This window comes from Brenneria sp. L3-3C-1, from assembly GCF_016456245.1.
Taxonomy (GTDB): domain Bacteria; phylum Pseudomonadota; class Gammaproteobacteria; order Enterobacterales; family Enterobacteriaceae; genus Brenneria.
In genome coordinates this window covers 66607-88607 of record NZ_JAEMHF010000003.1, presented here as the reverse complement: position 1 = coordinate 88607, position 22001 = coordinate 66607, and the positions used below count along the sequence as shown (strand labels likewise).

The following is a 22001-nucleotide window of genomic DNA, read 5'->3' as shown; positions in this document are numbered from 1 at the left end:
AGCAATATAGAATTGACGGAGAAGGTGTTTGCGGCTCAGACGTTCATTAACGATTAAGCAGATGACAGCCGTGTCCGCTGTGGCGCTGGTTACCATCAGTCTGTTTATCGTGATACAGCTTTTTCACTTCGTGAATCAGCGTCGTGAGGATTATGCCAGGCAACTGGAGGTCATCGCTTATTCCGTGCGCCAGCCGCTGACGGAGGCGGTGCTGCAAGGCGAAGTGCAACGGGCTGAAGATATTCTGAACAGTTTACTGCCTGTCGGCTTTCTCAGTCGGGCGGATGTGCTGTTGCCCGATGAATTTCAGACGCTGCATGCCAGTTTCCCGACGGAACGCCCGGTGCCGAACTGGATCGCCGGTTTCTTCAAACTGCCGATACAGATCTCCGTGCCATTGTATTCCCCGCCGCAGACGCAAAATTCGACGCCATTGGCGCATTTGGTTTTGCAGGCCGACTCTTATCGCATGTTCCAGTTTATCGTCAGTACGTTCTCGATCATGCTGGCGACTTACCTGTTATTGGCGCTTGTTTTATCCATCGCCATTACCTGGTGTATGAACCGACTGATGGTACATCCATTACGCGCCATTATCACCGAACTACAGAATTTACCCGCAGAAGCGATCCCGCATCATCAGCTGACGCTGCCGGAATGGCATCAGGACGATGAGCTTGGCGTACTGGTTCGCAGTTATAACCGCAATCAACAGTTGCTGAAACAGTCGCTTTTTTCCGGCGCCATGCAGTATGACTTCCCCGATAAAGCCGATTTTATAATGCATCTGGAGCGGTGGCTGGCGGAAAACACGCCGTTTAGCCTGATGGTGATCGGTCTGGCGCCGCTATCGGCCGATAACGGCAGCCAGATCTCCGCTACGTTGATTAATCAGCTAAAAGCGGCGGTTAATGAACCGCCGGAGGAAAGACGCGTTTTATTGGCCCGTCTGGACAACGATGAGTTCGCGGTGCTGGGAAAACCGTTGGCGAGCGTGGAGCAGGCGCAAGCCTGGGCGCGCAATGTCATTATGCAAATAAATGCGCCGTTCATATCACTAAACGATAACGCCTCTCCGCTTACGGCCTGCGTCGGTATTCTGCACGTTGACGCATCCCCCGGCAAACAGACAACGCATGCGGCGCTTTTCCTTTCGCAAGCGCGTTTGGCGATGCAACGCGCCCGCCATGAAAGGAAGAATGGCATTCATGTTTTTGATGAATAATCCCTTATTCGTCGCCTGATGGTTATTTTCACCCTCCGTTATTTGCTCTTTTAACCTACCTTTATGACTGGTCGCCGCGGATTTTTCTTCGACGTTAAGCCGGGATTCTTTCTGCTTGTTACAAATAAATTGCACTATTGTTTAATGTTTACTTTTACTGAAGCGATTCCGCTCATATTTTTAACCTCATGTTCACAAACTAAAGTTATAAAACATTTCCAGACTATTAGTGCGGTGTTATTTTCCGGCGCAATCACAGGTGGTATTCCCTATTCGTATATTGTCCGCCTGTGTCTCCCCACCATAGGACGTACGTATGAAAACTTCTATTTTTAAAAGTCTTTATTTTCAGGTGCTTACTGCCATTACGGTAGGGATACTGCTGGGCCATTTCTATCCGGAACTTGGCACGCAGATGAAACCTCTGGGCGATGGATTTGTTAAATTAATTAAAATGATCATTGCTCCGGTCATCTTTTGTACTGTGGTGACCGGCATTGCCGGCATGGAAAGCATGAAGTCAGTGGGTAAAACCGGCGCGACCGCTCTGCTGTATTTTGAAGTTGTCAGTACGATTGCCTTGATCATCGGGCTGATCGTGGTCAACGTAGTAAAGCCGGGCGCCGGCATGAATATCGATCCCGCTTCTCTGGATGCCTCCGCCGTCGCCGTTTATACCCAGCAGGCATCGCAGCAGGGGCTGATTCCGTTCCTGATGGATGTGATCCCTTCCAGTGCGGTAGGCGCCTTCGCCAGCGGCAATATCTTGCAGGTGCTGCTGTTCGCGGTGATGTTTGGTTTTGCGCTGCATCGGCTGGGCGAAAAAGGCAAAATGATCTTTGATGTGATCGAAAGTTTCTCCAGAGTGATTTTCGGCATTATCAATATGATCATGCGTCTGGCTCCTTTAGGCGCATTCGGCGCCATGGCGTTCACCATCGGCAAATATGGGCTAGGGACACTGGTGCAGCTGGGCCAGTTGATCGCCTGCTTCTATATAACCTGTCTGCTGTTCGTGTTCCTGGTGCTGGGCAGTATCGCCAAAGCCACCGGCTTCAGCATCTTCAAGTTTATCCGTTATATCAAAGAGGAACTGTTGATTGTGCTGGGTACGTCTTCTTCCGAATCGGTGCTGCCACGGATGTTGGAGAAGATGGAGAAGGTCGGGTGTAAGAAATCGGTTGTCGGGCTGGTTATTCCTACCGGCTATTCATTCAACCTGGATGGCACCTCTATTTATCTGACGATGGCCGCCGTCTTTATTGCGCAGGCAACCAACAGCCATATGGATATCTGGCATCAGATTACCTTGCTGGTGGTTTTGCTGCTCTCTTCCAAAGGGGCGGCGGGCGTTACCGGCAGCGGATTTATCGTGCTGGCCGCCACGCTCTCGGCGGTAGGCCATCTGCCGGTGGCGGGTCTGGCGTTGATTCTGGGCATTGACCGCTTTATGTCGGAAGCCCGCGCGCTGACCAACCTGATTGGCAATGGCGTAGCCACCATCGTCGTCGCCAAGTATTGCCATGAGCTGGATGCGCAGCAGATGGACGCGGTACTTTCCGGCAACAAGGGCGATACCGGCAGCAAAGGCGACAAAACCGCCGAGCCGACGGCGCAGTCATAATCCGCGCTTTTCCCTCGCGTTTTGATCTTTCCCCACGGCACGGTTGTGCGGTGGGGATGATCGTTAAGCCATTAGCGTCGCTGAATACTTATTGCGCTTTCTCTTGCAGCGGAAAACGCCTGCGCACCACCACAAAGAACAACGGTACGAAAAAGATGGCGAGGATCGTCGCGGAAATCATGCCGCCAATGACGCCGGTGCCTACGGCATGCTGGCTGGCGGAACCCGCGCCGTTGCTGGTCGCCATCGGCAGTACGCCGAAAATAAACGCCAGCGAGGTCATCAGTATCGGCCGCAGCCGCTGACGTGACGCCTCCAGCGTCGCTTCAACCAGATCCCGCCCGCGCTGATTCAACTCATTGGCGAACTCGACAATCAGGATGGCGTTCTTCGCCGCCAGGCCGATGACGGTCAGCAGCCCTACCTGGAAATAAACATCGTTCTCCAATCCTCGTCCCCAGGTGGCGATCAATGCGCCCAGCACGCCGAGCGGAACCACCAGCATGACCGAAAAGGGAACGGTCCAGCTTTCATACAGCGCCGCCAGACACAGGAACACCACCAGCAGCGAAATGACGTACAGCGCCGGCGCCTGCGCGCCCGTCAGTTTTTCCTGATAGGACATTCCCGTCCATTCCAAGCCAATGCCGTCCGGGAGTTTCTCTACCAGCGCTTCCATGATCTCCATGGCCGTCCCGGTGCTGACGCCCGGCGCGGCCTCCCCGACGATTTCCAGCGCGGAATAGCCATTGTACCGTTCCAGACGCGGCGAGCTGCTCTCCCATGAGGTTTGCGCAAAGGCGGTAAACGGCACCATTCCGCCATTGCTGTTGCGGACGTACCATTTGCTGATGTCGTCCGGTAGCATGCGATATTTTGCGGCGGCCTGAACATAGACTTTTTTCACCCGTCCGCGATCGATGAAATCGTTGACATAGGTAGAGCCCCAGCCGGTTTGCAATACGCTGTTGATGTCGTCGATAGACAGGCCCAGCGATTGCGCCTTGCGTTGGTCGGTATCGATCTTCAACTGTGCGTTATCATCCAGACCGTTATGCCGCACCCGGGTCAGATCCGGGCTATCGCCGGCCATGGACAATAGTTGGTTGCGGGCCTGCATCAGTTCATCGTGGCCCAGCCCGGCGTGATCCTGTAATTGCATGGTAAAGCCGGCCGCATTGCCCAGACCGCTAATGGACGGCGGGTTGTTGGCAATCACCCGCGCTTCGTTAATGGCATGAAAAGCGCGGGTGGCGCGTTCGATAATGGCAAAGGCGCTATTTTCTTCACTCGTGCGCGCATCCCAGTCTTTCAACCGCACAAACAGACGCGCGACGTTCTGCCCGTTCCCGCCCGGCCCGGCGCCCACGGTGGAGAATACCGATACGACATTCTCTTTCTCTTTGGTGAGGTAATACTGCTCAATTTTCTGCACCACTTTTAACGTCTGCTGCTGTGTCGAGCCAGGCGGCAGTTGAACCTGCGTCATGAACACGCCCCGATCCTCCTGGGGCAGAAATGACGTGGGCAGCCGGATAAACAGCAACGCCATGATGCCGATGACGGCAAGATAAAGCAGCATCCAGCGGCCGCTTCTCACCAGGATCTTGGCGACGCCCTGCTCATAGCGCGCCGCGCCGCGGTTGAAATGGCGGTTAAACCAGCCGAAAAATCCCTTGCGGCCGTGATGCTGTCCTTTGGCCAGGGGCTTAAGTAGGGTGGCGCACAGGGCCGGGGTGAGGATCATCGCCACCAGCACCGACAGGATCATGGATGAAACGATGGTAATGGAGAATTGGCGGTAGATGGCGCCGGTGGTGCCGCCGAAGAAAGCCATCGGGACAAAAACCGCCGACAGCACCAGCGCGATCCCCACCAATGCGCCCTGAACCTGCTGCATCGACTTGCGCGTCGCCTCGCGTGGAGAAAGGCCTTCCTCGCTCATGACGCGCTCGACGTTTTCCACCACCACAATGGCATCGTCCACCAGCAGACCGATCGCCAGCACCATCGCGAACATGGTCAGGGTATTGAGGCTGAATCCGCAGGCATACAGCACCGCAAAGGTGCCCAGCAGCACGACCGGCACGGCGATAGTGGGGATAAGCGTGGCGCGGAAATTCTGTAAAAACAGGTACATCACCAGGAAAACCAGCAGTACCGCTTCAAACAGGGTTTTCACCACATCGATAATGGAAGCCTTAACAAAAGGCGACGTTTCATAAGCGACTTTGGCTTCCAGCCCGCGCGGAAAATAGTGCGATAACTCCTCAATACGGGCGCGCACCAGTTTATCCGTTTCCAGTTCATTGGCGCCGGAAGCCAGCTTTATCCCCAGACCGGAGGCCGCCTGACCGTTATATCGGCTGAGGAAGTCATATCTTTCCGCGCCAAGCTCCACTTCGGCGACATCGCCGAGCGTCACCGCCGAGCCGCCCTGGTTCACGCGCAGGGTAATGTCACGAAACTGCTGCGGGGTTTGCAGCAATGACTGACCGTTGATGGCGGCATTCAGCGTCTGATTATCCACCGACGGCGTACCGCCCACCTGGCCGACCGAAACCTGGCTGTTCTGCGCCTCGATGGCGGATACCACATCTTCAGTGGTGAGCGCGTAATCGGCGAGCTTCAGGGGATCGAGCCAGATACGCATCGCATACTGCGAGCCATAGGCGTCTACCTCGCCCACGCCGTTGATGCGGCTGATCGGATCCTGAATATTGCTGGCGACATAGTCCGAAATATCCTGTCTATCCATGCTGTCATCGGTGGAAACAAAGGCGATCATCAGAATATTGGCGTCGCCGGTCTTACTGACCGTCACCCCTTGCTGTTGCACGGCCTGCGGGAGCTTTCGCAGGGCGGACTGCAACTGATTCTGCACCTGCTGACGGGCTTCATTCGGATTGGTTCCCGCTTCAAAACTGAGCGTTATCCTTGCCTGTCCGGTATTGCTGCTGTCCGAAGCCATATACATCAAATTATCAAGCCCGGTCATACTCTGCTCGATAACCTGCGTCACGGTATTCTCAATGGTTTGGGCGGACGCGCCGGGATAGTTGGCATTAATACGCACGCTGGGCGGCGCGAGGTCGGGGTATTGCTCGACGGGCAGTGAAACGATCGCCAGCATACCGCACAAGCTGAGTATAATTGCCAACACCCAGGCAAAAATGGGGCGATCAATAAAAAAATTCGCCATCGAATGACGCTCCTCAGCGGTGGTCTGTACGTGATAATCACTGCCGCAGAGCGCGCCAGCCGTAATTTACTTTATCCGGTAAGGTTCAGCGAATCGTGGGAAAATTAAGGAGAAAGTGTAAATTATCGTCGGAAAATGTCGGACTGTGTATGTCTGCCGGCATTGTTCGGCCACATCGCGGATGACGCGCAAGCACAAGCGGAGAAAGCGCGTGGCGACTTGCAGAATTCCCCGAACATCGTCCTTACCTAACGATGAAAAGTGACGAGCAAGATCCCGCCGCCAATCTGTTATACCTCAATATTTTCCCTTTTTTGAATTTTATTTCACCACGTGAAGTGACATAGATAAAAGCGTGTGGTCAAAGGGGATGGTACACTTCCGCCTTTCCCATTTTCCGTGATGCATCCACGAGAGTGTTCGGTGGCAAATGCAAGGCCACTATTATTATCAACAATGACCACATTATGTTGGATAGTTATTTAAGTAGGGGTTCACATGCAGGGCACCAAAATAGGCCTTTTAGTTGGTGGAATGTTGTTGACGGTTGTCGGCAGCAACGTGCAGGCTGAAGCGCTACAACCCGATCCTGCCTGGCAGCAGGGTAAACTTGATAATGGTTTTACCTGGCAATTACTGACGACGCCGCAGCGCCCGGGCGACAGGGTTGAGCTACGCCTGATGGTGAATACCGGTTCGCTGGTGGAAAACGCGCAGCAAATCGGGTTCGCGCATTTTCTTCCTCGTTTGGCGTTTGTGCCTGGCGAGACGCTTTCGGCGGCGCAACTGCCGTCCATGTGGACAGAGCATAATGACGGCAAGCGTCCTTTGCCGCCGGTGATCACCTCCTATGATTTCACGTCTTACAATCTGAGTTTGCCGAATAACCGACCGGAGCTGCTGAAAGAGGCGTTAAACTGGCTGTCCGAAACCGCCGGACGACTGGCTATCAGCGAGCAAAGCATTAATGCGGCATTGAATATGCCCGACCAGGTGGCGACATTCCCGCTTAATCCACAGGATCCCGGCTGGCGTTATCGGTTGAAAGGCTCCGCGCTCTTGGCTCACGATCCCGGTCAGGCGGTCAAACCGCCGTTAAATCACGAGCAGTTAACGCAATTTTATAAAACCTGGTACACGCCGGATGCCATGACGCTCTATATCGTCGGGCATGTCGACCACCGCGGCATGGTTGAGCAAATCGGTAAAGCGTTCTCATCTCTGCAAGGCAAACGCGAAGCTCCCGCGCCGGTGCCGACGTTAAGCCCCTTGCCGCTTCAGGCTATCAGCCTGATGAATCAAAACGTTCAGCAGAATACGTTGTCCCTGATATGGGATTCCCCGTGGCACCCGATTCGGGACGCTGAGGCATTAGCCCGTTACTGGCGAAGCGATTTGGCGCGGGAAGCCCTGTTCTGGCACGTGCAGCAGGCATTGCAAAAAAATCATCAAAAAGGCAATAACCTCCGTTTCGACTGTAACGTGTTTTATACCCGCGCGCAGTGCGCGATGCATATGGATGTTCCCGATAGTAGCGGCGTGATGGCGGACCTGACGTTTCTGGCTCAGGAGTTAGCGTCGTTAAGGGATAGCGGGCTGACGCAGCAGGAGTTTGATGGGCTTATCGCTCACAAAACGGATGAACTGAGCAAACTGTTTGCCACCTATGCCCGCACCGGTACGGACGTGTTGATGGATCAGCGTTTACGATCGCAGCAGAACGGCGTGGTGGATATTGCGCCGGAGCAGTACCAGAAACTGCGGCAGGCTTCTCTGTCTGCGTTGACGCTGGATGTGCTGAATGAGGCGTTGCATCACCAGCTTTCGCAGGAAGCGACGCTGATGTTGATACAGCCGCAGGGAGAGCCGGAAGCCAATATGAAAGAGCTTCAGGCCGCCTATAGCCGGATTATGACGCCGGTTGCCGATGCGGCCGCCCCCGCCGCGGAAGATCCTAAACCACAGGATGAAACGGATCCGCCCGTCGCGCCGTAATGAAAAAACACAAGGCCGTGCAAGCGGCCCGTCACCGCTTAAGCCGGCATGGCCTCCTGTGGGATAATCGCACCGCGGTACTGGATAACGGTGCTGGCGGTCAGGTGGCCGCGCTGCGCCGCTTCCCGCGCGCCGCCGCCATTCAGGCGCACGGCCAGATAACCGGCGCTGAAAGAGTCGCCTGCCGCGGTGGTATCGACCACTTTCTCTTTTGGCAGCGTCACGGCCGGCACATCAATGCATTCTTGTCCCTGTTGCGACACCAGGCAGGCGTCGGCCCCGCGCTTAATCACAATCTCCGTCACGCCTAAACCATGTGTCCGTTTAAGCACCTCGGCAACCGGTTTGGCTCCCCACAGCATGTCTTCATCATCCAGCGTCAGGAAGGCGATATCGGTGCAGGACAGCATATCGGCATAGGCTTTCTGCGTTTCTTCTCTGCTTTGCCACAGGCGTGGGCGATAGTTGTTATCAAAAATAACTTTGCCGCCATTGGCGCGGCAGGCGCGCAATAAGGCCAACAGGCGCTGGCGGCTTTCGGCATTAAGAATCGCCAGGCTGATGCCGCTCAGATAAAGGTAATCAAAATGCGCCAACTGTTTGCAGATCTTTTCCGCGTCGGCGCTGTCCAGCCAGTAGCGGGCGGCGGCGTCGTTGCGCCAGTAGTAGAAAGTGCGTTCACCGCTGTCGTCGGTTTCGATGAAATATAAACCGGGCAATTTGTTATCCAGACGCTGGATCAGATCGGTTTTTACCCCTTCTTCCTGCCAGGCGGCAACCATCTCTTCACTGAAGCTATCGGTGCCGAGCGCGGTGACGTAGTGCACGCCTAACACGTCCGGCCTGACCTGACGTGCTATGTACACGGCTGTATTCAGCGTATCGCCGCCAAATCCACGGTTAAGATCCGTGCCTTTTTGCGACAGTTCGATCATGCATTCGCCGATTATGGCAATGTGGTTAGTTGTCATCACTGTTGGCCTGTATGAGAAGAAAAAGACGGTAAATGCGGAAATTACCCTCAGTCTCAACATAACGAGACATTGAGTCAATAGCATTAAAACAATGTTTTATTTTTTCATGACGCAGATCGGAAAACCCCTGTTTTCCGATCCGTTTTGCCGGTGATGATGCGGGCGCGGGGTGGGCTATTTACGGCGGCGATCGGTGACGCTTTCCCCGCCAATTCCCCAGTTATCGGTATCTACTTCATCAATGACCACCATCGTGGTGGCCGGGTTTTTCCCCAACGTCTCGGCAAGAAGCCGCGTTACGCCGGCGATCAGGGTTTTCTTTTGCTCCGCCGTGGCGCCATCACGGGTGATTTTAATATTTACGTACGGCATACACTCTCCTGTTTGGGTATGAATTATGTCGATGGATCTTTTTCCTGCGCGTCGTTTTGCGGTGCATTACGGTCTGCCGAAATATCGCCTTTATAGTTGGCGGTGGCAATCCAGGCCGCGCAAAATAGCGTGAGCCGGGCGAACAAATAGAAAAATGCCATTAGCCCGATAACCGAACCGAAAGCGGCGCCGGAGGGCGAACTTGCCAGTTTGGGCAGGGCGACGGTCATGGCGAATTTAATCGCTTCAAAACCGATTGCGGCAATTAACGTACCCCGGAACAACGCCTTGCGTTTGGGTTTGTGCCGCGGTAAGACAAAGAATATCCATAAAAATAACAAATAGTTGGCGAAAATTGAAATCGACAGCGCGATCAGGGTCATGGCCGGGCGCAGCCATTCGATTCCTTCCAGGCCCAGCGCGCGAACAATCATATCCTGCGCCGTTCCGGCGACGGAAGTCAGGAACAGCGTCACCACCAGCGCCAGCATCAACCCGGTCAGCGACAGAAAATCGCGGGTATACTGAAAGTAAATTTTCTCCTCATCTTTTGGGTTGCGCTCCCAGACATCGCGCGACTGGGCGCGGATGGCCTCGCGTAAATTCCCCATCCAACTGACGCCGGAATAAAGCGCGATGAGCAACCCGGTAATCCCGACGGTGGTACGTTGCTGGATGGCGGTATTCACCGTATTTTTCAGCGTGTTCGCCAGGTTGGGATCGCTGATGCTGTTGACGATCCGGTTAATCAACTCAGTAAGCAGGTCTGGATTTGAGGCCAGCACGAAACCCACGGCGGCAAACGACACCATTAATATCGGTATCAGCGATAGAAAGGAAAAATAGGTGATCGCCGCGCCAAACTGATTCCCCATTCGGTCATTGAAGCGTTCGCCGGCGCGGATCATATGCGCCACGCTGGGGATAGCCTGAATACGTTGCATCCAACTTTTGGCCCGGTTCAGAACGGTTCGGGGCTGCGGCGAGGGTTTATCCTCGGTTTTGGCTGCGGGGGTCGGCTGAGAATGACGCTCCGGATCTGCCGATGCTGGCATTGATCTTCTCCTGCGGTCAGTATTGCTGTGAGTTTGATTATAACCAACAATATGAGAATGTTACGGTTATTACCGCATTACCCTTGTCTAATGGGACAGATTCTAATTATAACGTCCGTTACGACTTAGCATTAATTGACGGTGAAAGGCGGGAAGCGCTTGTTTATACTCCGAAGCTTCCATACCGGCTGCGGTTGATGCTTTTGCCTTAAGCAATGATGTTAAGTGAGTAAAATTCTCCATGCCTATTTCGCCCTCATCGGAACCTGCCGTTGGCGCATTACGTTTGAATCTGCGTATTGTGTCCGTTGTCATTTTCAACTTCGCCAGCTATCTGACAATCGGTTTACCGTTGGCGGTATTGCCGGGTTATGTTCACGATGGTCTGGGCTACAGCGCTTTCTGGGCGGGGTTGGTGATTAGCCTGCAATATTTTTCCACTTTGCTGAGTCGTCCCCGGGCCGGGCGGTACGCCGATGAAAAAGGCCCCAAACAGGTCGTCGTCTGGGGGCTGGCCGGCGCCATGCTGAGCGGCGTGTGTTACCTGCTGGCCGCCTGGAACGAGGCTTCTCCGGCGATGGCCTTATTTTTGTTGTGCGTCGGGCGCTTAATCCTTGGCGCAGGGCAGAGCTTCGCCGGAACCGGCGCGACCTTATGGGGCGCGGGTTTGGTGGGGTCACGGCATATCGGGCGGGTGATTTCATGGAATGGGATCGCCACCTACGGCGCCATGGCGATCGGCGCGCCGCTGGGCGTATGGCTTAACCACATCGGCGGCCTGAAACTGCTGTCGATTTTCATCATACTGGTCGCGGCGATCGCCATGATTTTTGCTTCGTGGCGTCCGACGGTGAAGGTCACGCCGGGCAAAAAAATCCCATTCCGGGAAGTGCTGGGAAAGGTCTGGGTCTACGGCGTCATTCTCGCGCTCGCTTCGGCCGGCTTTGGGGTGATCGCGACCTTTATCACGTTGTTCTATGCCGACAGAAACTGGGAGGGCGCCGCGCTCACGCTGACGATCTTCAGTTGCGCTTTTGTGGGCGCCCGATTGCTGTTTCCCAACAGTATTAATCGGTTTGGGGGATTGCATGTGGCGCTGGCGTGCTTCGTGGTGGAAATCATCGGATTATTGCTGGTGTGGGGAGCGACGCAACCGCTGATGGCGGAGCTGGGCGCCTTGCTGGCCGGCGCCGGTTTTTCACTTGTCTTTCCGGCGCTGGGCGTGGTCGCGGTTAAGATGGTCTCCCCGCAAAATCAGGGAAGCGCGCTGGCTACCTATACCATTTTTCTCGATCTCTCGCTGGGCGTGGTAGGCCCGGCAGCCGGTGTGCTGATGGGCTATACCGGTATTGCGTCCATCTATCTGGCGGCGGCAATACTGGGGCTTGGCGGGCTGCTGCTGACGTGGCGCCTGCGGCGGCGTGACGTTCGGTAAACGAAAGCGCCTGATAAGATTAATCTTTCCCTTCTGTCCGACTTCGGTTTCTCGCGGTTGCTGTCTGCGGCCGCGCCGCGTTAAGTGAATCATGACTGTATGACAATGAGAGTGGACTCACGTTTAACTCCGCACTGTTTATGTTGAAATACAGTCAGGTACTTAGCCTGCCAATAATCACCGGCCAATGCATATCGTATAACGCCGTCGGTGAACATTCCCGCCATGATTACAGGCTGTGTGCCGTTATCCAAATCATCTTGCGAACTATCCAGATTATTCTTTGTTTTTTTATCGTGATTTACTGTTTTTGAACATGGAGATAATTCAATGAGTAAAAAACCAATATCTGATCCGCAAAGTCGCCGCCACTTTCTGAAATCAACCGGCATCGTTATCGGCGCGCTGGGCGGTGCGGCGTTATCCCGTCCGGCCCAGGCGGTGACGCCGCCGATAGCCGAACCGAAGCAATGGGATACCACGGTCGACGTGCTGGTTGTCGGTACCGGATTTGCCGGGCTGGCGGCCGCCATAGAGGCGCGTAATGCGAAGGCCGGGGTACTCATCATCGATAAGATGCCGCTGCTGGGGGGAAATTCGGTACTTAACGGCGGAGATCTGGCCGCCGCCGGCTCCAAAATGCAACAGGAGCAGGGTATCAAAGACTCGCCGGAGCTGATGTATCAGGACATGATGAAAGCGGGCAACTGGCTTAATTATCCGGAACTGGCCAAAACCGTGGCGGAACATTCGGTAGAGGCGCTCGAATGGGCGCAGAGTATTGGCGCGGAGTTTAACGTGGTCAATTATCACGGCGGCCATTCTGTGAAGCGCGCGCACCAGTTGGTGCAACGTTCCGGCTCGGGACTGATCATGAAACAGCAGCAGAAAGCCAGGGAACTGGGGGCGGTGATCGAGCAGAGAACCAAACTTCTGCGGCTGGTTGTCGATCAGGACGGCAAGGTCATCGGGGCCGAGGTTCGGCGCGGGTATAGGTTTCCCGATGAGGACTCCGGTAAAATCGCCTACATCCGGGCCACCAAGGGCGTGATACTGGCATCCGGCGGTTTTTCTCAAGGGGTCGCGTTGCGTCAGATGTATGATCCCAGACTGACCGAGGAGTTTACCTCCACCAATCATCCGGGCGCGACCGGCGAGGCCATTATGGCGGCCTGCATGATTGGCGCGTTGGATACGCAGATGGACTGGATCCAACTGGGGCCCTGGACCAGTCCCGACGAGCAGGGGTTCGGCTATGTACCGCAGTTCGTTGAACGGGTCGTCGGCTATGGCCTGATGGTCGATCCTGCCAGCGGAAAACGCTTCTTTAAAGAGACCGGCAACCGCAAAGAGCGTGCCGATGCGATTATCCAACTGGGGCATCCGGCGGTGATAATCGCCGATAAAACCAATACCCTGAACATGGTGGATCCGGGGCAACGAGAGGGGGCGCTGAAAAACGGGTCGTTAAAAATGTTCAACACGCTGGAAGAAGTGGCGAAAGCTTATGATATGCCGGTCAGCGCGTTTGTCGAACAGGTCAGTCGCTGGAATTCGTTTATCGAGCAGCGTAATGAACATGATCCGGATCTCGACAGCATGATTTTCAAAGACGCGGTGCCTAATGTCACGCCGCCGTTCTATGCGGCGCGTCTGTGGCCGCGGGTGCACCATACCATGGGCGGACTGGCGATTAACAAAGACGCCCAGGTAATCGGGTTTGATCTGAAGCCGATCCCCGGTCTGTACGCCGCCGGTGAAACGGTCGGCGGCGTGCATGGCGCGGTCAGGCTTGGCAGCGTGGCGATGACCGACTGTATTGTCTTCGGTCGTATCGCCGGGAAAAAAGCCGCGCTTTCCGCCTGAGTTGCACTAACCATTAAACAATAGGGACCCCTCCGCATTGCCGTCACGCGGAGGGGAATAACCGGAATGATATAGAGATATATCCGCGAGTGGGTTTTTCAAATCATCGAATAGCTTATCGGATAGCGGAAATGCGCTCTAATGCGGCTTGTGCAAGAAAACCAGATCGACGTTTACTCCGGGTTGGTTGCCACGCAGCGAACTATACGGTCGATTAACGAATTCGGTAACGTTAATTTTTCCGCACCGCCGAGTAATCGGCCGACGTCGATATCAACTGTAAGCATCCAGCAGACCATGACTTACGCCCATCTGGCGCCGGACTATCTGGAAAACGCTATTACGCTCAACCCGTTGCGGGGGAAAATAGCCGTTTATCAGTGACCACTCAGTGACCACATTTGCCAAAAATGACCGGTTTTTGACCACTTTCTAACCGTTTACAGTTGCTTGTGATTGCTTAATAGGTGGTTGTTTTAAAACGGTTTTACCGGAAAACCGCTAAAAAAAAGCCCTCCATCATGGAGGGCAAAAGACAGGGATGGTGTCTATGGCAAGGAAAATAGGGTGTATCTACTACAGGTATTACTCGAACTACATTGCTACTCACTACTCACTGCTCGGGATTACGGGCGAATGCCTGATTATTGATCGGGCATCCGATTAAAAATTGATATCTGCTGCTGCATCTCTTTCATGCGCTGTTGGTGTTTTTGGTCTAAAATATTTTTCTGTTCAGTTGTCAGCAGGTTATACATCTGATTACGCACTCGGGTCATTTGAACCTGACGCTCAATCTGCCCTTGCATCATCTTGGTTATCTGAGCGCGGACGGCGGCTTCATCGAATCTATTGGCGATAACCAGCTTGTGCATGGTTTCAATATCTTCAGTGTTAAATGCCGGGGCGTCCTGACGGCCCTGATGCATCAAATCGCGCATCTGCTGCCGTTGTTGCTCGGTTAACTTCACACCATCAAACATGCCCTGCTGACCAGGAATTCTTTTCATGGCAGAGTCATCATCATGCTGCCAGCCATTCACAGCCGCACCTTCAACACCCGCTGCAAATGCAGTGAAAGAGCTCAGCATCAGCAGTGAGGCAAGAGATAACGTTGTGACGTGTTGCATCAAAAACTCCCTGGTGTGGCGTGCTGTTCTGTGAATCAATGAGCATCAGTCTAATCGTCTTGCTGCAAACATGCGTCAGAGGATGTAAAACTACGTAAAGTCATGGAATAGCGGTAATCTATGACGTATTTTGCCCCTGGAGGTAGAGAAAACATGAACAAGATCCTACTGGTTGATGACGATAGAGAGCTAACGTCTTTATTGAAAGAATTGCTTGAAATGGAAGGTTTTAACGTCGTTGTCGCCTACGACGGCGAGCAGGCGTTAAACGTATTGGATAACACTGTCGACCTGTTGCTGCTGGATGTGATGATGCCGAAGAAAAACGGTATCGATACATTAAAAGAACTGCGCCAGCAGCACCAGACACCGGTAATCATGTTAACTGCCCGCGGCAGCGAACTGGATCGGGTGCTCGGCCTGGAACTGGGCGCGGATGACTATCTGCCGAAGCCCTTTAACGATCGTGAGTTGGTTGCCCGTATCCGCGCTATTTTGCGGCGCTCTAACTGGACGGATCAGCAACAGTCCGGCGAAACCGGCGCCCCGACGCTGGAAGTTGACGGCCTGCGCCTTAACCCCGGTCGGCAGGAAGCCAGCTTTGATGAAACCGTGTTGGATCTGACCGGCACCGAATTCACGCTGCTGTATCTGCTGGCGCAACGGCTGGGCCAGGTTGTCTCGCGCGAGCATTTGAGCCAGGAAGTGCTGGGAAAACGGCTGACGCCGTTTGACCGCGCCATCGACATGCATATCTCTAATCTGCGCCGCAAACTCCCCGAGCGCAAAGATGGGTTGCCGTGGTTTAAAACGTTGCGCGGACGAGGTTATCTCATGGTGTCTGCTGCATGATCAATAGTTTGACCGCACGTATTTTCGCTATTTTCTGGCTGACGCTGGCGCTGGTGCTCATGCTGGTACTGATGGTGCCCAAGCTTGATTCACGTCAGCTGACGGCGCTGCTGGAAAGCGAGCAGCGGCAAGGGATTATGCTGGAGCAACATATTCAGGCCGATCTGGCGAATACTCCCGCCAACGATTTGCGCTGGTGGCTGAGGTTATTCTGGGTCATTGAGAAATGGGCTCCGCCGGGGCAGCGTCTTTTGCTGGTCACCAGCGAAGGGCGGGTGCTTGGCGCGCAGAAAAGCGAAACGCAAATTGTGCGTAACTTTATCGGCCTGTCCGACAACGCCGATCATCCACAAAAAAAGAAATATGGCCGTGTCGAACTTCTGGGGCCATTCTCTATCCGGGACGGTGAAGATAATTACCAGCTTTACCTGATTCGTCCGGCAAGCAGCCTGCAATCAGACTTTATCAACCTGTTGTTCGACCGTCCGTTGTTGCTGTTGATTTTCACCATGCTGATCAGCTCGCCCTTATTGTTATGGCTTGCCTGGAGCCTGGCGAAACCGGCCCGTAAGCTGAAATATGCGGCGGACGAAGTGGCGCGCGGCAACCTGCGGCAGCATCCTGAACTGGAGGCGGGGCCGCAGGAATTTCTGGCGACCGGGGTCAGTTTTAACCAGATGGTCAGCGCGCTGGAGAGGATGGTTACGGCGCAACACCGTCTGCTGTCCGATATTTCGCATGAATTGCGCACTCCGCTTACGCGTCTGCAACTGGCTACCGCATTACTGCGCCGGCGTCAGGGGGAGGGCCATGAGCTTAACCGTATTGAAACCGAAACGCAGCGGCTGGATAGCATGATCAACGATCTGCTGGTTCTGTCGCGCACGCAGCATAAGAACGAACTTACCCGCGAATTTCTCCGTGCCGATGAACTGTGGGGCAATGTTTTGGATGACGCTGGCTTTGAAGCGGAGCAGATGGGGAAAACGCTGGAAGTGACTTATCCGCCCGGCCCGTGGACGCTGTATGGTAATCCCTCCGCCCTCGACAGCGCGCTGGAAAACATCGTGCGCAACGCGCTGCGTTATTCTCACCAGCATATTGCCGTCGCCTTTTCCGTCGATAATCAGGGGATCACCATCAAAGTGGATGATGATGGCCCTGGGGTCAGCCCGGAAGATCGGGAACAGATTTTCCGGCCGTTCTACCGCACCGACGAAGCCCGCGATCGGGAGTCGGGCGGTACGGGTTTGGGGTTGGCAATCGTAGAGACGGCGATAGCGCAGCATAAAGGCTGGGTAAAAGCGGAAGATAGCCCGCTGGGCGGTCTGCGGCTAATTATCTGGCTGCCATTACATCAGAGATAAATTGCAATATGCACATGAAAGGCATGACGCTGCTGGTTGGTTTGCTGACCACATTATTCAGCGCTCCGGTACTCAGCTCCAGCGATGGGATATGTGGTTTTTTCGACGAAGAGTGCGGGATAGCCGCATTTCCTTATCTGGCGCCGGATAACGACACCCGAACCAACCTGATGTTATTGCAGAGCAGTCGCAGTCATATCGCACTGCCCGTTCCCCAGCCTGTGCCCGATCAGGCGAATACGCGCATCGATCCGTTCACGGCCTACCGTGTGATGGGGTTGGCGGCGACAGAAGAAACGTCTTCATCTGCGACGCCCGCGGAGCTGGCGGAAGAGCGTTCGCTGCAAAACAACATACAGCAGCTTCATTTATCCCCCGCGACCCGTGAAACGCTCAGGATACTGAGCCCCGGCGGTAGCGAGGGACGGCAACTCTCGAATACGGTCTCAACCGTTGCAACGTTCTTTGATGTACTGCTGGCGGATCGGCAACTGACGGATGTGCAGCGTACGCTGCTGGCTCAGACGCGGGTGAATATGCTATCAGCGGATTATCAGGCCGCCGCGTTGTCAGCTGAGCTTGGCGGCCTGCCTGACGACGGCCGCGCGGGGGAATTTAAGCGCTATCTGATCGCTGCGTTTGCTTTCTATCAGGGTGAATTTGATCGGGCGGAAACGGGGTTTCAGTCACTGACCCAGGTCGACCAGCCATGGGTTGCCGAAACGGCGCGCTATATGCTGATACGGGTGGCGATTAACCAATCGATGCAGCATGCGTTGGACGAGTACAATATGTTCGATGCCGGCAAGGTCGATAAAAACGTCGGGCTGCTCGCCATACGGCAGATTGACGACTATCTGAAGCAGTATCCGCAAGGACGATACGCCGCTTCCGCGCAGGGCCTTTATCGGCGGGCGTACTGGCTAGTCGGCGATCTGAATGCATTACCGAAAACCTACCATCAGGCGCTGAGCCATGCCGGCAGCGTCAGTGAGTTACAGGCGCTGAGTAATGAGATTGATAGCAAACTGCTGGAAAATGGCAAATTCACCACCTCGCCGGAGAGTCCGCTGTTAATGCTGGTGCAGGATCTTAAGCGCCTGCGCGCCGACGATGGCTGGATGCAATTACCGGCCTTATCCGCGCAAGAATTGGCAAGCCAGCAAGCGTTGTTTGACCATGCGGGTATGCAAACGGAATTCAGCTATCTACAGGCCGCCTGGCGGTTTTATCACCTGAAAGATTATGCTGCGGTGATAAACAGCATTCCTGCCGCTAAAGATGACGATCTCACCGATACCACCCGTTTTAGTTTGCAAGTGCTGCGCGGAAAAGCGTTCCAGCAGCAGAGGCAGTGGGAGGACGCCGAAATGCACTGGCGCCGCCTGCTGACGCTGAAAACGAATTATACCCAGCAGCAGTTCCTGCAACTCGCGCTGGCCGAGACGCTGGCGAAGGCGGGCCGCCCGGAAGCCGTATTCGCCGCCGACAGCCCGGTTAAAAATCTGCGTTTTCGTTCCGCGGTGTTAAAAACCAGCGCCGGCGCCGACTTGCTCCGCCAGCAAACCGGCCCACAGCAGACGCATGAGGAACGCGCCATTGCCCTGCATACCTTGCTGACAAAATCACTGACGCATGCCGATTATGCCGGCTACCTCAAAGACATTGAGTTGAGAAAAGCCATCTCACCGCTGAAAGAGTCGGAAAACATCAGTTGGAGCCGGGAAAACCTGGCGGTGTTTGACTGGGACGGCGGCGATGCCGAAGAAGGGTATCAATGTCCGGCGCTGAATGCGGTGGTGAACCGGTTGAGTCAGCACCCTGACGATGCGCGGGCCAGCAACTGCCTCGGCGAATTTTTCCTGCGCACCGGCAATGTCGTCGGCTTTGACTGGGGCGAGAGCAATATGCTGGATGAGTTAATCAACGCGCCGACCCGGTTTACCGGCCAGGAATATAACCGACTGGATGGCTATCTGCGGGTGATCGCCGATCCCAATGCGCCGCCGGAAGATAAAAGCTACGCGCTCTACCGGGCCGTCTACTGCTACGCCCCCAGCGGACACAATGACTGCGGTCGGCAGGAGATCGGCAAAGCCACGCGCAAGGCCTGGTTTACCAGGCTGAAAACCGAGTTTAAAGGCACGCCGTGGGCAGGGCGGCTCAAATATTACTGGTAGGCCGGGCGATAGCGCTGGCCTGGCTGTTGTCGGTCAGCGCCGCGGTTCAGGCCGGCAGCGTTAATGCCGCGCACTATCGGGCTTTCTGGCTGTGGGCGGCGGTGCGGCCGCAGCCGGTGCTACATCAAGCCGATACGCTGTATCTTCATCAGGGCGAGATCGCCCGTCGGCAGGGAAAGCGTGTTTTTCTTCGTCAGGGGATCCCCGCCAGCAAATTACGCGTAACCCATCTATGGCTTTCTTTCCGGCTGACCACGCTGGAACTGTCTGATAATCACCTCAACCGTATGCTGAAACTGCGGGAAAGCTGGCGTCGCCATGGCAATCAGGCGCCGGGAATTCAAATCGACTTTGACGCCAAAAGCCACCAACTGGCGGGATATGTGGCGTTTCTGCGACAGTTGCGAAAAAGAGTGCCGGAAGACTGCCGGCTGAGCATCACCGGGCTGCTCGACTGGGCGAAAACCGGCGACGCGGCCGAACTGAACCGACTGCATGACAGCGTTGACGAACTGGTGGTGCAAACCTATCAGGGGCGCAATACGGTTACCCGTTATGCCGACTATCTGCCGGCCTTGATGAAGTTGACGATCCCTTTCCGGCTGGGGTTGGTGCAGCACGGTAAGTGGGACAGGGCATGGCAACAGCGCCTTGCGGCGTCTCCCTACTATCGCGGCGAGGTTGTTTTTCTGCTAAATCCGCCGCCGGAAAAACAGCGCCCTGGCGCAGGCGATTAAACGCGGCCGCCAAAGCCGTTCTGCCGCCAGGCTTCGTAGCTGATAATGGCAACCGCATTAGATAAATTCAGGCTGCGGCTCTCCGGTTGCATGGGGATGCGGATACGGAAGTCCGGCGCAAAGCCATTGCGGATCTCATCGGGCAGTCCGGCCGTTTCCGAGCCGAACAGCAGTACGTCTCCGGGCTGATAGTCCGGCCGATCGTAAGGGCGGCTGCCTTTGGTGGTGCAGGCAAAAATACGCAGCCCTGCCACCGTCGCCAGAAAGTCCTGATAGTTTTTATGACGGCGAACGTTGGCTAAATCATGGTAATCCAGCCCGGCCCGGCGCAGCTTCTTCTCTTCAAAATCAAAGCCCAGCGGTTCAATCAGATGAAGCGTGCAGCCGTTGTTGGCGGCCAAACGGATAATATTACCGGTATTCGGGGCTATTTGTGGCTCATAGAGCGCAATATGAAACATGGAGTGACTTCAATGACCAGAAAAATTCTGTCGGCAGTATATAACATTCCATCAAAGTAACCCAAAACCTGAACGGTCAGGCAATGCGGATTACTCCGCAGGACGTTTTCACTATTGACGGTTACACTATAAGCGACGGGCCAATGATTTACCTGAATGGGTATCGGCCCGGGCGAAATGACGGTTTTGGCACATTCCGTGCCGTGGAGGACCGAAGATGAAGTATTCATTCACACTGACGACGCTGCTGTCTGCGCTGTTTTTGCTGCCGCTGGCCGGCCAGGCCGCCAATCCGCAAACGCCATCGGCGCAGCAGCAGTATGAAAACGGCATTAGCAGCCAGAAGCAGCTACAGCAGCGCATGCAACAGAACCAGCAGGGGCAGAAGCAGCAACTGAACCAACAGCTACAGCAACGCAATACCCAGTTGCAGCAGCAACGACAGCAGCAGTTGGAGCTGGAGCGGCAACGCAGCACCCAGCAAAAGATGCTGCCGACCCAACCCCGGCAAACCCCTTAACCGGTTGGCCGCTTAAAGACGCACGCCCATCAGCGTCAGGATCAGCGGGGTGGTCAGGGCGGCCAGCGCCGTCGACAGCAACAGGCTGGACGCCACCGGACCGCCCAGTGCATTAAACTGGCGCGACATCAGATAAATGTTTACGCCCACCGCCATCGATCCCAGCAGCACCACGGCCCGGGTTTCCATTTCCGGCAGGCCCAGCGCCATCGCCAGCAGCCAGATCACCAGCGGCTGTACCAGCAATTTGATGAAACAGATCGCCGTGCTGATTTGCCAGCCGTCGCGAATACGGTATTCAGCCAGTCCCATACCGAGCGCAATCAGCGACAGCGGCACCGCAATCTGGCCCACCATGACCAATGGCTTATCGACGTAAGACGGCAGCGTCAAGCCGGTCAGACTGAACGCCGTCCCGGAAAGAATACCGATAATCAGCGGGTTTTTCAGTACCCCCAGCGCGGTTTTGGTGAAGCCTTGCAGAGAGAGCGCGCCATTGCGCGCCCACTCAACGGATACCGTCACCAGCGTCCAGAGGATCAGGCCGTTGAACACCACCACCAGGGCGACGGAAGGCACCGCCTCCTCACCCAGCAACAGCGTGGCGATCGGTAATCCCAGCATCACATTGTTGGAGAAGATGCCGCTCAGCGCGAAAACCGAGCCGGAAACGCCATCCAGATGAAAAATCTTACGCGCCACGATGCGGCCCAGCACGAAAACGATCAGGCAACTGCCGAAGAACGCGATCAGCAGGCGGGCGTCAACCGTCGGACGCTGGGCAAAATCGCACATCATGCGGAATAACATCGCCGGCATGGCGACGGAGAAGACGAAGCGGCTCATGCCGTCGGTAATGGTCGTCGGCCATTTTCCGAAGCGGATTAGGCCATAACCCAGCATGATCAACACAAATAGTGGTAAAGAAAGGAAAATCTGGTGCCAGAGCGAACTAATAAATGCGGGCATCGAGCCACTTCCTTATTAACCGGCGCTAATCGCAACA

18 protein-coding genes and 1 pseudogene are annotated in these 22001 nt (G+C 55.1%); 11 read left to right on the top strand and 8 right to left on the bottom strand.

The genetic code is table 11. From position 1 onward, the window contains the following. The first annotated feature begins 61 nt into the window (after positions 1-61). Both JG725_RS09700 and JG725_RS09695 read left to right on the top strand, forming a co-directional pair. Positions 62-1225 carry a diguanylate cyclase gene (locus JG725_RS09700; RefSeq protein WP_172290508.1) on the top strand — a complete coding sequence of 388 codons (1164 nt, stop codon included), beginning with the start codon at positions 62-64 and terminating at the stop codon, positions 1223-1225. A 316-nt stretch (positions 1226-1541) separates the two neighbouring features. Beyond that, positions 1542-2849: a dicarboxylate/amino acid:cation symporter gene (locus JG725_RS09695; RefSeq protein ID WP_172290507.1), complete on the top strand. Its 1308-nt coding sequence runs from the start codon at positions 1542-1544 to the stop codon at positions 2847-2849. Between the two features lie 88 nt (positions 2850-2937). Here the strand turns inward: JG725_RS09695 and acrD are convergent, their stop codons facing one another. Beyond that, a complete protein-coding gene (gene acrD, locus JG725_RS09690; protein WP_199377790.1) occupies positions 2938-6051 on the bottom strand; it encodes a multidrug efflux RND transporter permease AcrD in 3114 nt (1037 codons plus the stop codon). Positions 6052-6549: 498 nt separating this feature from the next. Here acrD and JG725_RS09685 point away from each other — a divergent pair, with 498 nt between their 5' ends. Continuing rightward, positions 6550-8046, top strand: a complete 1497-nt coding sequence (locus JG725_RS09685; RefSeq protein ID WP_199377787.1) for a pitrilysin family protein — start codon at positions 6550-6552, stop codon at positions 8044-8046. Positions 8047-8084: 38 nt separating this feature from the next. On the opposite strand, the gene JG725_RS09680 is transcribed toward JG725_RS09685, so the two are convergent. From JG725_RS09680 to yhjD, 3 genes are all read right to left on the bottom strand, one after another. Beyond that, on the bottom strand, positions 8085-9017 hold the full coding sequence (locus JG725_RS09680; RefSeq protein ID WP_172290504.1) for a sugar kinase: 933 nt from the start codon (positions 9015-9017) through the stop codon (positions 8085-8087). A gap of 177 nt (positions 9018-9194) precedes the next feature. Continuing rightward, complete coding sequence (locus JG725_RS09675; protein WP_172290503.1) at positions 9195-9392, bottom strand: 2-hydroxymuconate tautomerase family protein; 198 nt, start codon at positions 9390-9392, stop codon at positions 9195-9197. Positions 9393-9415: 23 nt separating this feature from the next. Continuing rightward, on the bottom strand, positions 9416-10447 hold the full coding sequence (gene yhjD / locus JG725_RS09670; RefSeq protein WP_199377785.1) for an inner membrane protein YhjD: 1032 nt from the start codon (positions 10445-10447) through the stop codon (positions 9416-9418). Between yhjD and JG725_RS09665 the strand changes: the two genes are divergently transcribed. The 3 genes from JG725_RS09665 to JG725_RS09655 all read left to right on the top strand — a co-directional run bounded on the left by JG725_RS09665 (position 10438) and on the right by JG725_RS09655 (position 13748). Then, entirely contained in the window at positions 10438-10659 is a 222-nt protein-coding gene (locus JG725_RS09665; protein ID WP_199377783.1) for a hypothetical protein, read from the top strand. The genes yhjD and JG725_RS09665 overlap by 10 nt on opposite strands. 29 nt (positions 10660-10688) lie before the next feature. Continuing rightward, positions 10689-11882, top strand: a complete 1194-nt coding sequence (locus JG725_RS09660; protein ID WP_172290501.1) for an MFS transporter — start codon at positions 10689-10691, stop codon at positions 11880-11882. Positions 11883-12212: 330 nt separating this feature from the next. Continuing rightward, on the top strand, positions 12213-13748 hold the full coding sequence (locus JG725_RS09655) for a flavocytochrome c (RefSeq protein WP_199377781.1): 1536 nt from the start codon (positions 12213-12215) through the stop codon (positions 13746-13748). Positions 13749-13863: 115 nt separating this feature from the next. On the opposite strand, the pseudogene JG725_RS20640 reads toward JG725_RS09655, so the two are convergent. Together JG725_RS20640 and cpxP are read right to left on the bottom strand one after the other, a co-directional pair. Continuing rightward, a pseudogene (locus JG725_RS20640) lies at positions 13864-14026 on the bottom strand (type II toxin-antitoxin system HicB family antitoxin); the annotation flags it as partial. Between the two features lie 366 nt (positions 14027-14392). Further along, positions 14393-14878, bottom strand: a complete 486-nt coding sequence (gene cpxP, locus JG725_RS09645) for a cell-envelope stress modulator CpxP (protein ID WP_172290498.1) — start codon at positions 14876-14878, stop codon at positions 14393-14395. Between the two features lie 153 nt (positions 14879-15031). Between cpxP and cpxR the strand changes: the two genes are divergently transcribed. From cpxR to JG725_RS09625, 4 genes are read left to right on the top strand one after another with little or no spacing between them, the layout of a single operon-like run. Beyond that, positions 15032-15730, top strand: coding sequence for an envelope stress response regulator transcription factor CpxR (cpxR, locus tag JG725_RS09640; RefSeq protein WP_172290497.1), 699 nt, complete (start codon positions 15032-15034; stop codon positions 15728-15730). Continuing rightward, positions 15727-17097 carry an envelope stress sensor histidine kinase CpxA gene (gene cpxA / locus JG725_RS09635; RefSeq protein WP_172290496.1) on the top strand — a complete coding sequence of 457 codons (1371 nt, stop codon included), beginning with the start codon at positions 15727-15729 and terminating at the stop codon, positions 17095-17097. Before cpxR ends, cpxA begins: the two co-directional genes overlap by 4 nt. A gap of 14 nt (positions 17098-17111) precedes the next feature. Then, positions 17112-19277 carry a hypothetical protein gene (locus JG725_RS09630; RefSeq protein ID WP_199377903.1) on the top strand — a complete coding sequence of 722 codons (2166 nt, stop codon included), beginning with the start codon at positions 17112-17114 and terminating at the stop codon, positions 19275-19277. Continuing rightward, positions 19247-20014 (top strand): DUF3142 domain-containing protein, encoded by a 768-nt coding sequence (locus JG725_RS09625; protein WP_199377779.1) that lies wholly within the window; start codon positions 19247-19249, stop codon positions 20012-20014. The genes JG725_RS09630 and JG725_RS09625 overlap by 31 nt, the downstream gene beginning before the upstream one ends. Here the strand turns inward: JG725_RS09625 and JG725_RS09620 are convergent. Further along, complete coding sequence (locus JG725_RS09620) at positions 20011-20475, bottom strand: tRNA (cytidine(34)-2'-O)-methyltransferase (RefSeq protein WP_172290494.1); 465 nt, start codon at positions 20473-20475, stop codon at positions 20011-20013. The genes JG725_RS09625 and JG725_RS09620 overlap by 4 nt on opposite strands. 217 nt (positions 20476-20692) lie before the next feature. Here JG725_RS09620 and JG725_RS09615 point away from each other — a divergent pair, with 217 nt between their 5' ends. After that, a complete protein-coding gene (locus JG725_RS09615) occupies positions 20693-20995 on the top strand; it encodes a hypothetical protein (protein ID WP_199377777.1) in 303 nt (100 codons plus the stop codon). Between the two features lie 12 nt (positions 20996-21007). On the opposite strand, the gene JG725_RS09610 is transcribed toward JG725_RS09615, so the two are convergent. Further along, positions 21008-21964, bottom strand: coding sequence for an AEC family transporter (locus JG725_RS09610; RefSeq protein ID WP_172290492.1), 957 nt, complete (start codon positions 21962-21964; stop codon positions 21008-21010). Between the last annotated feature and the right edge of the window lie 37 nt (positions 21965-22001).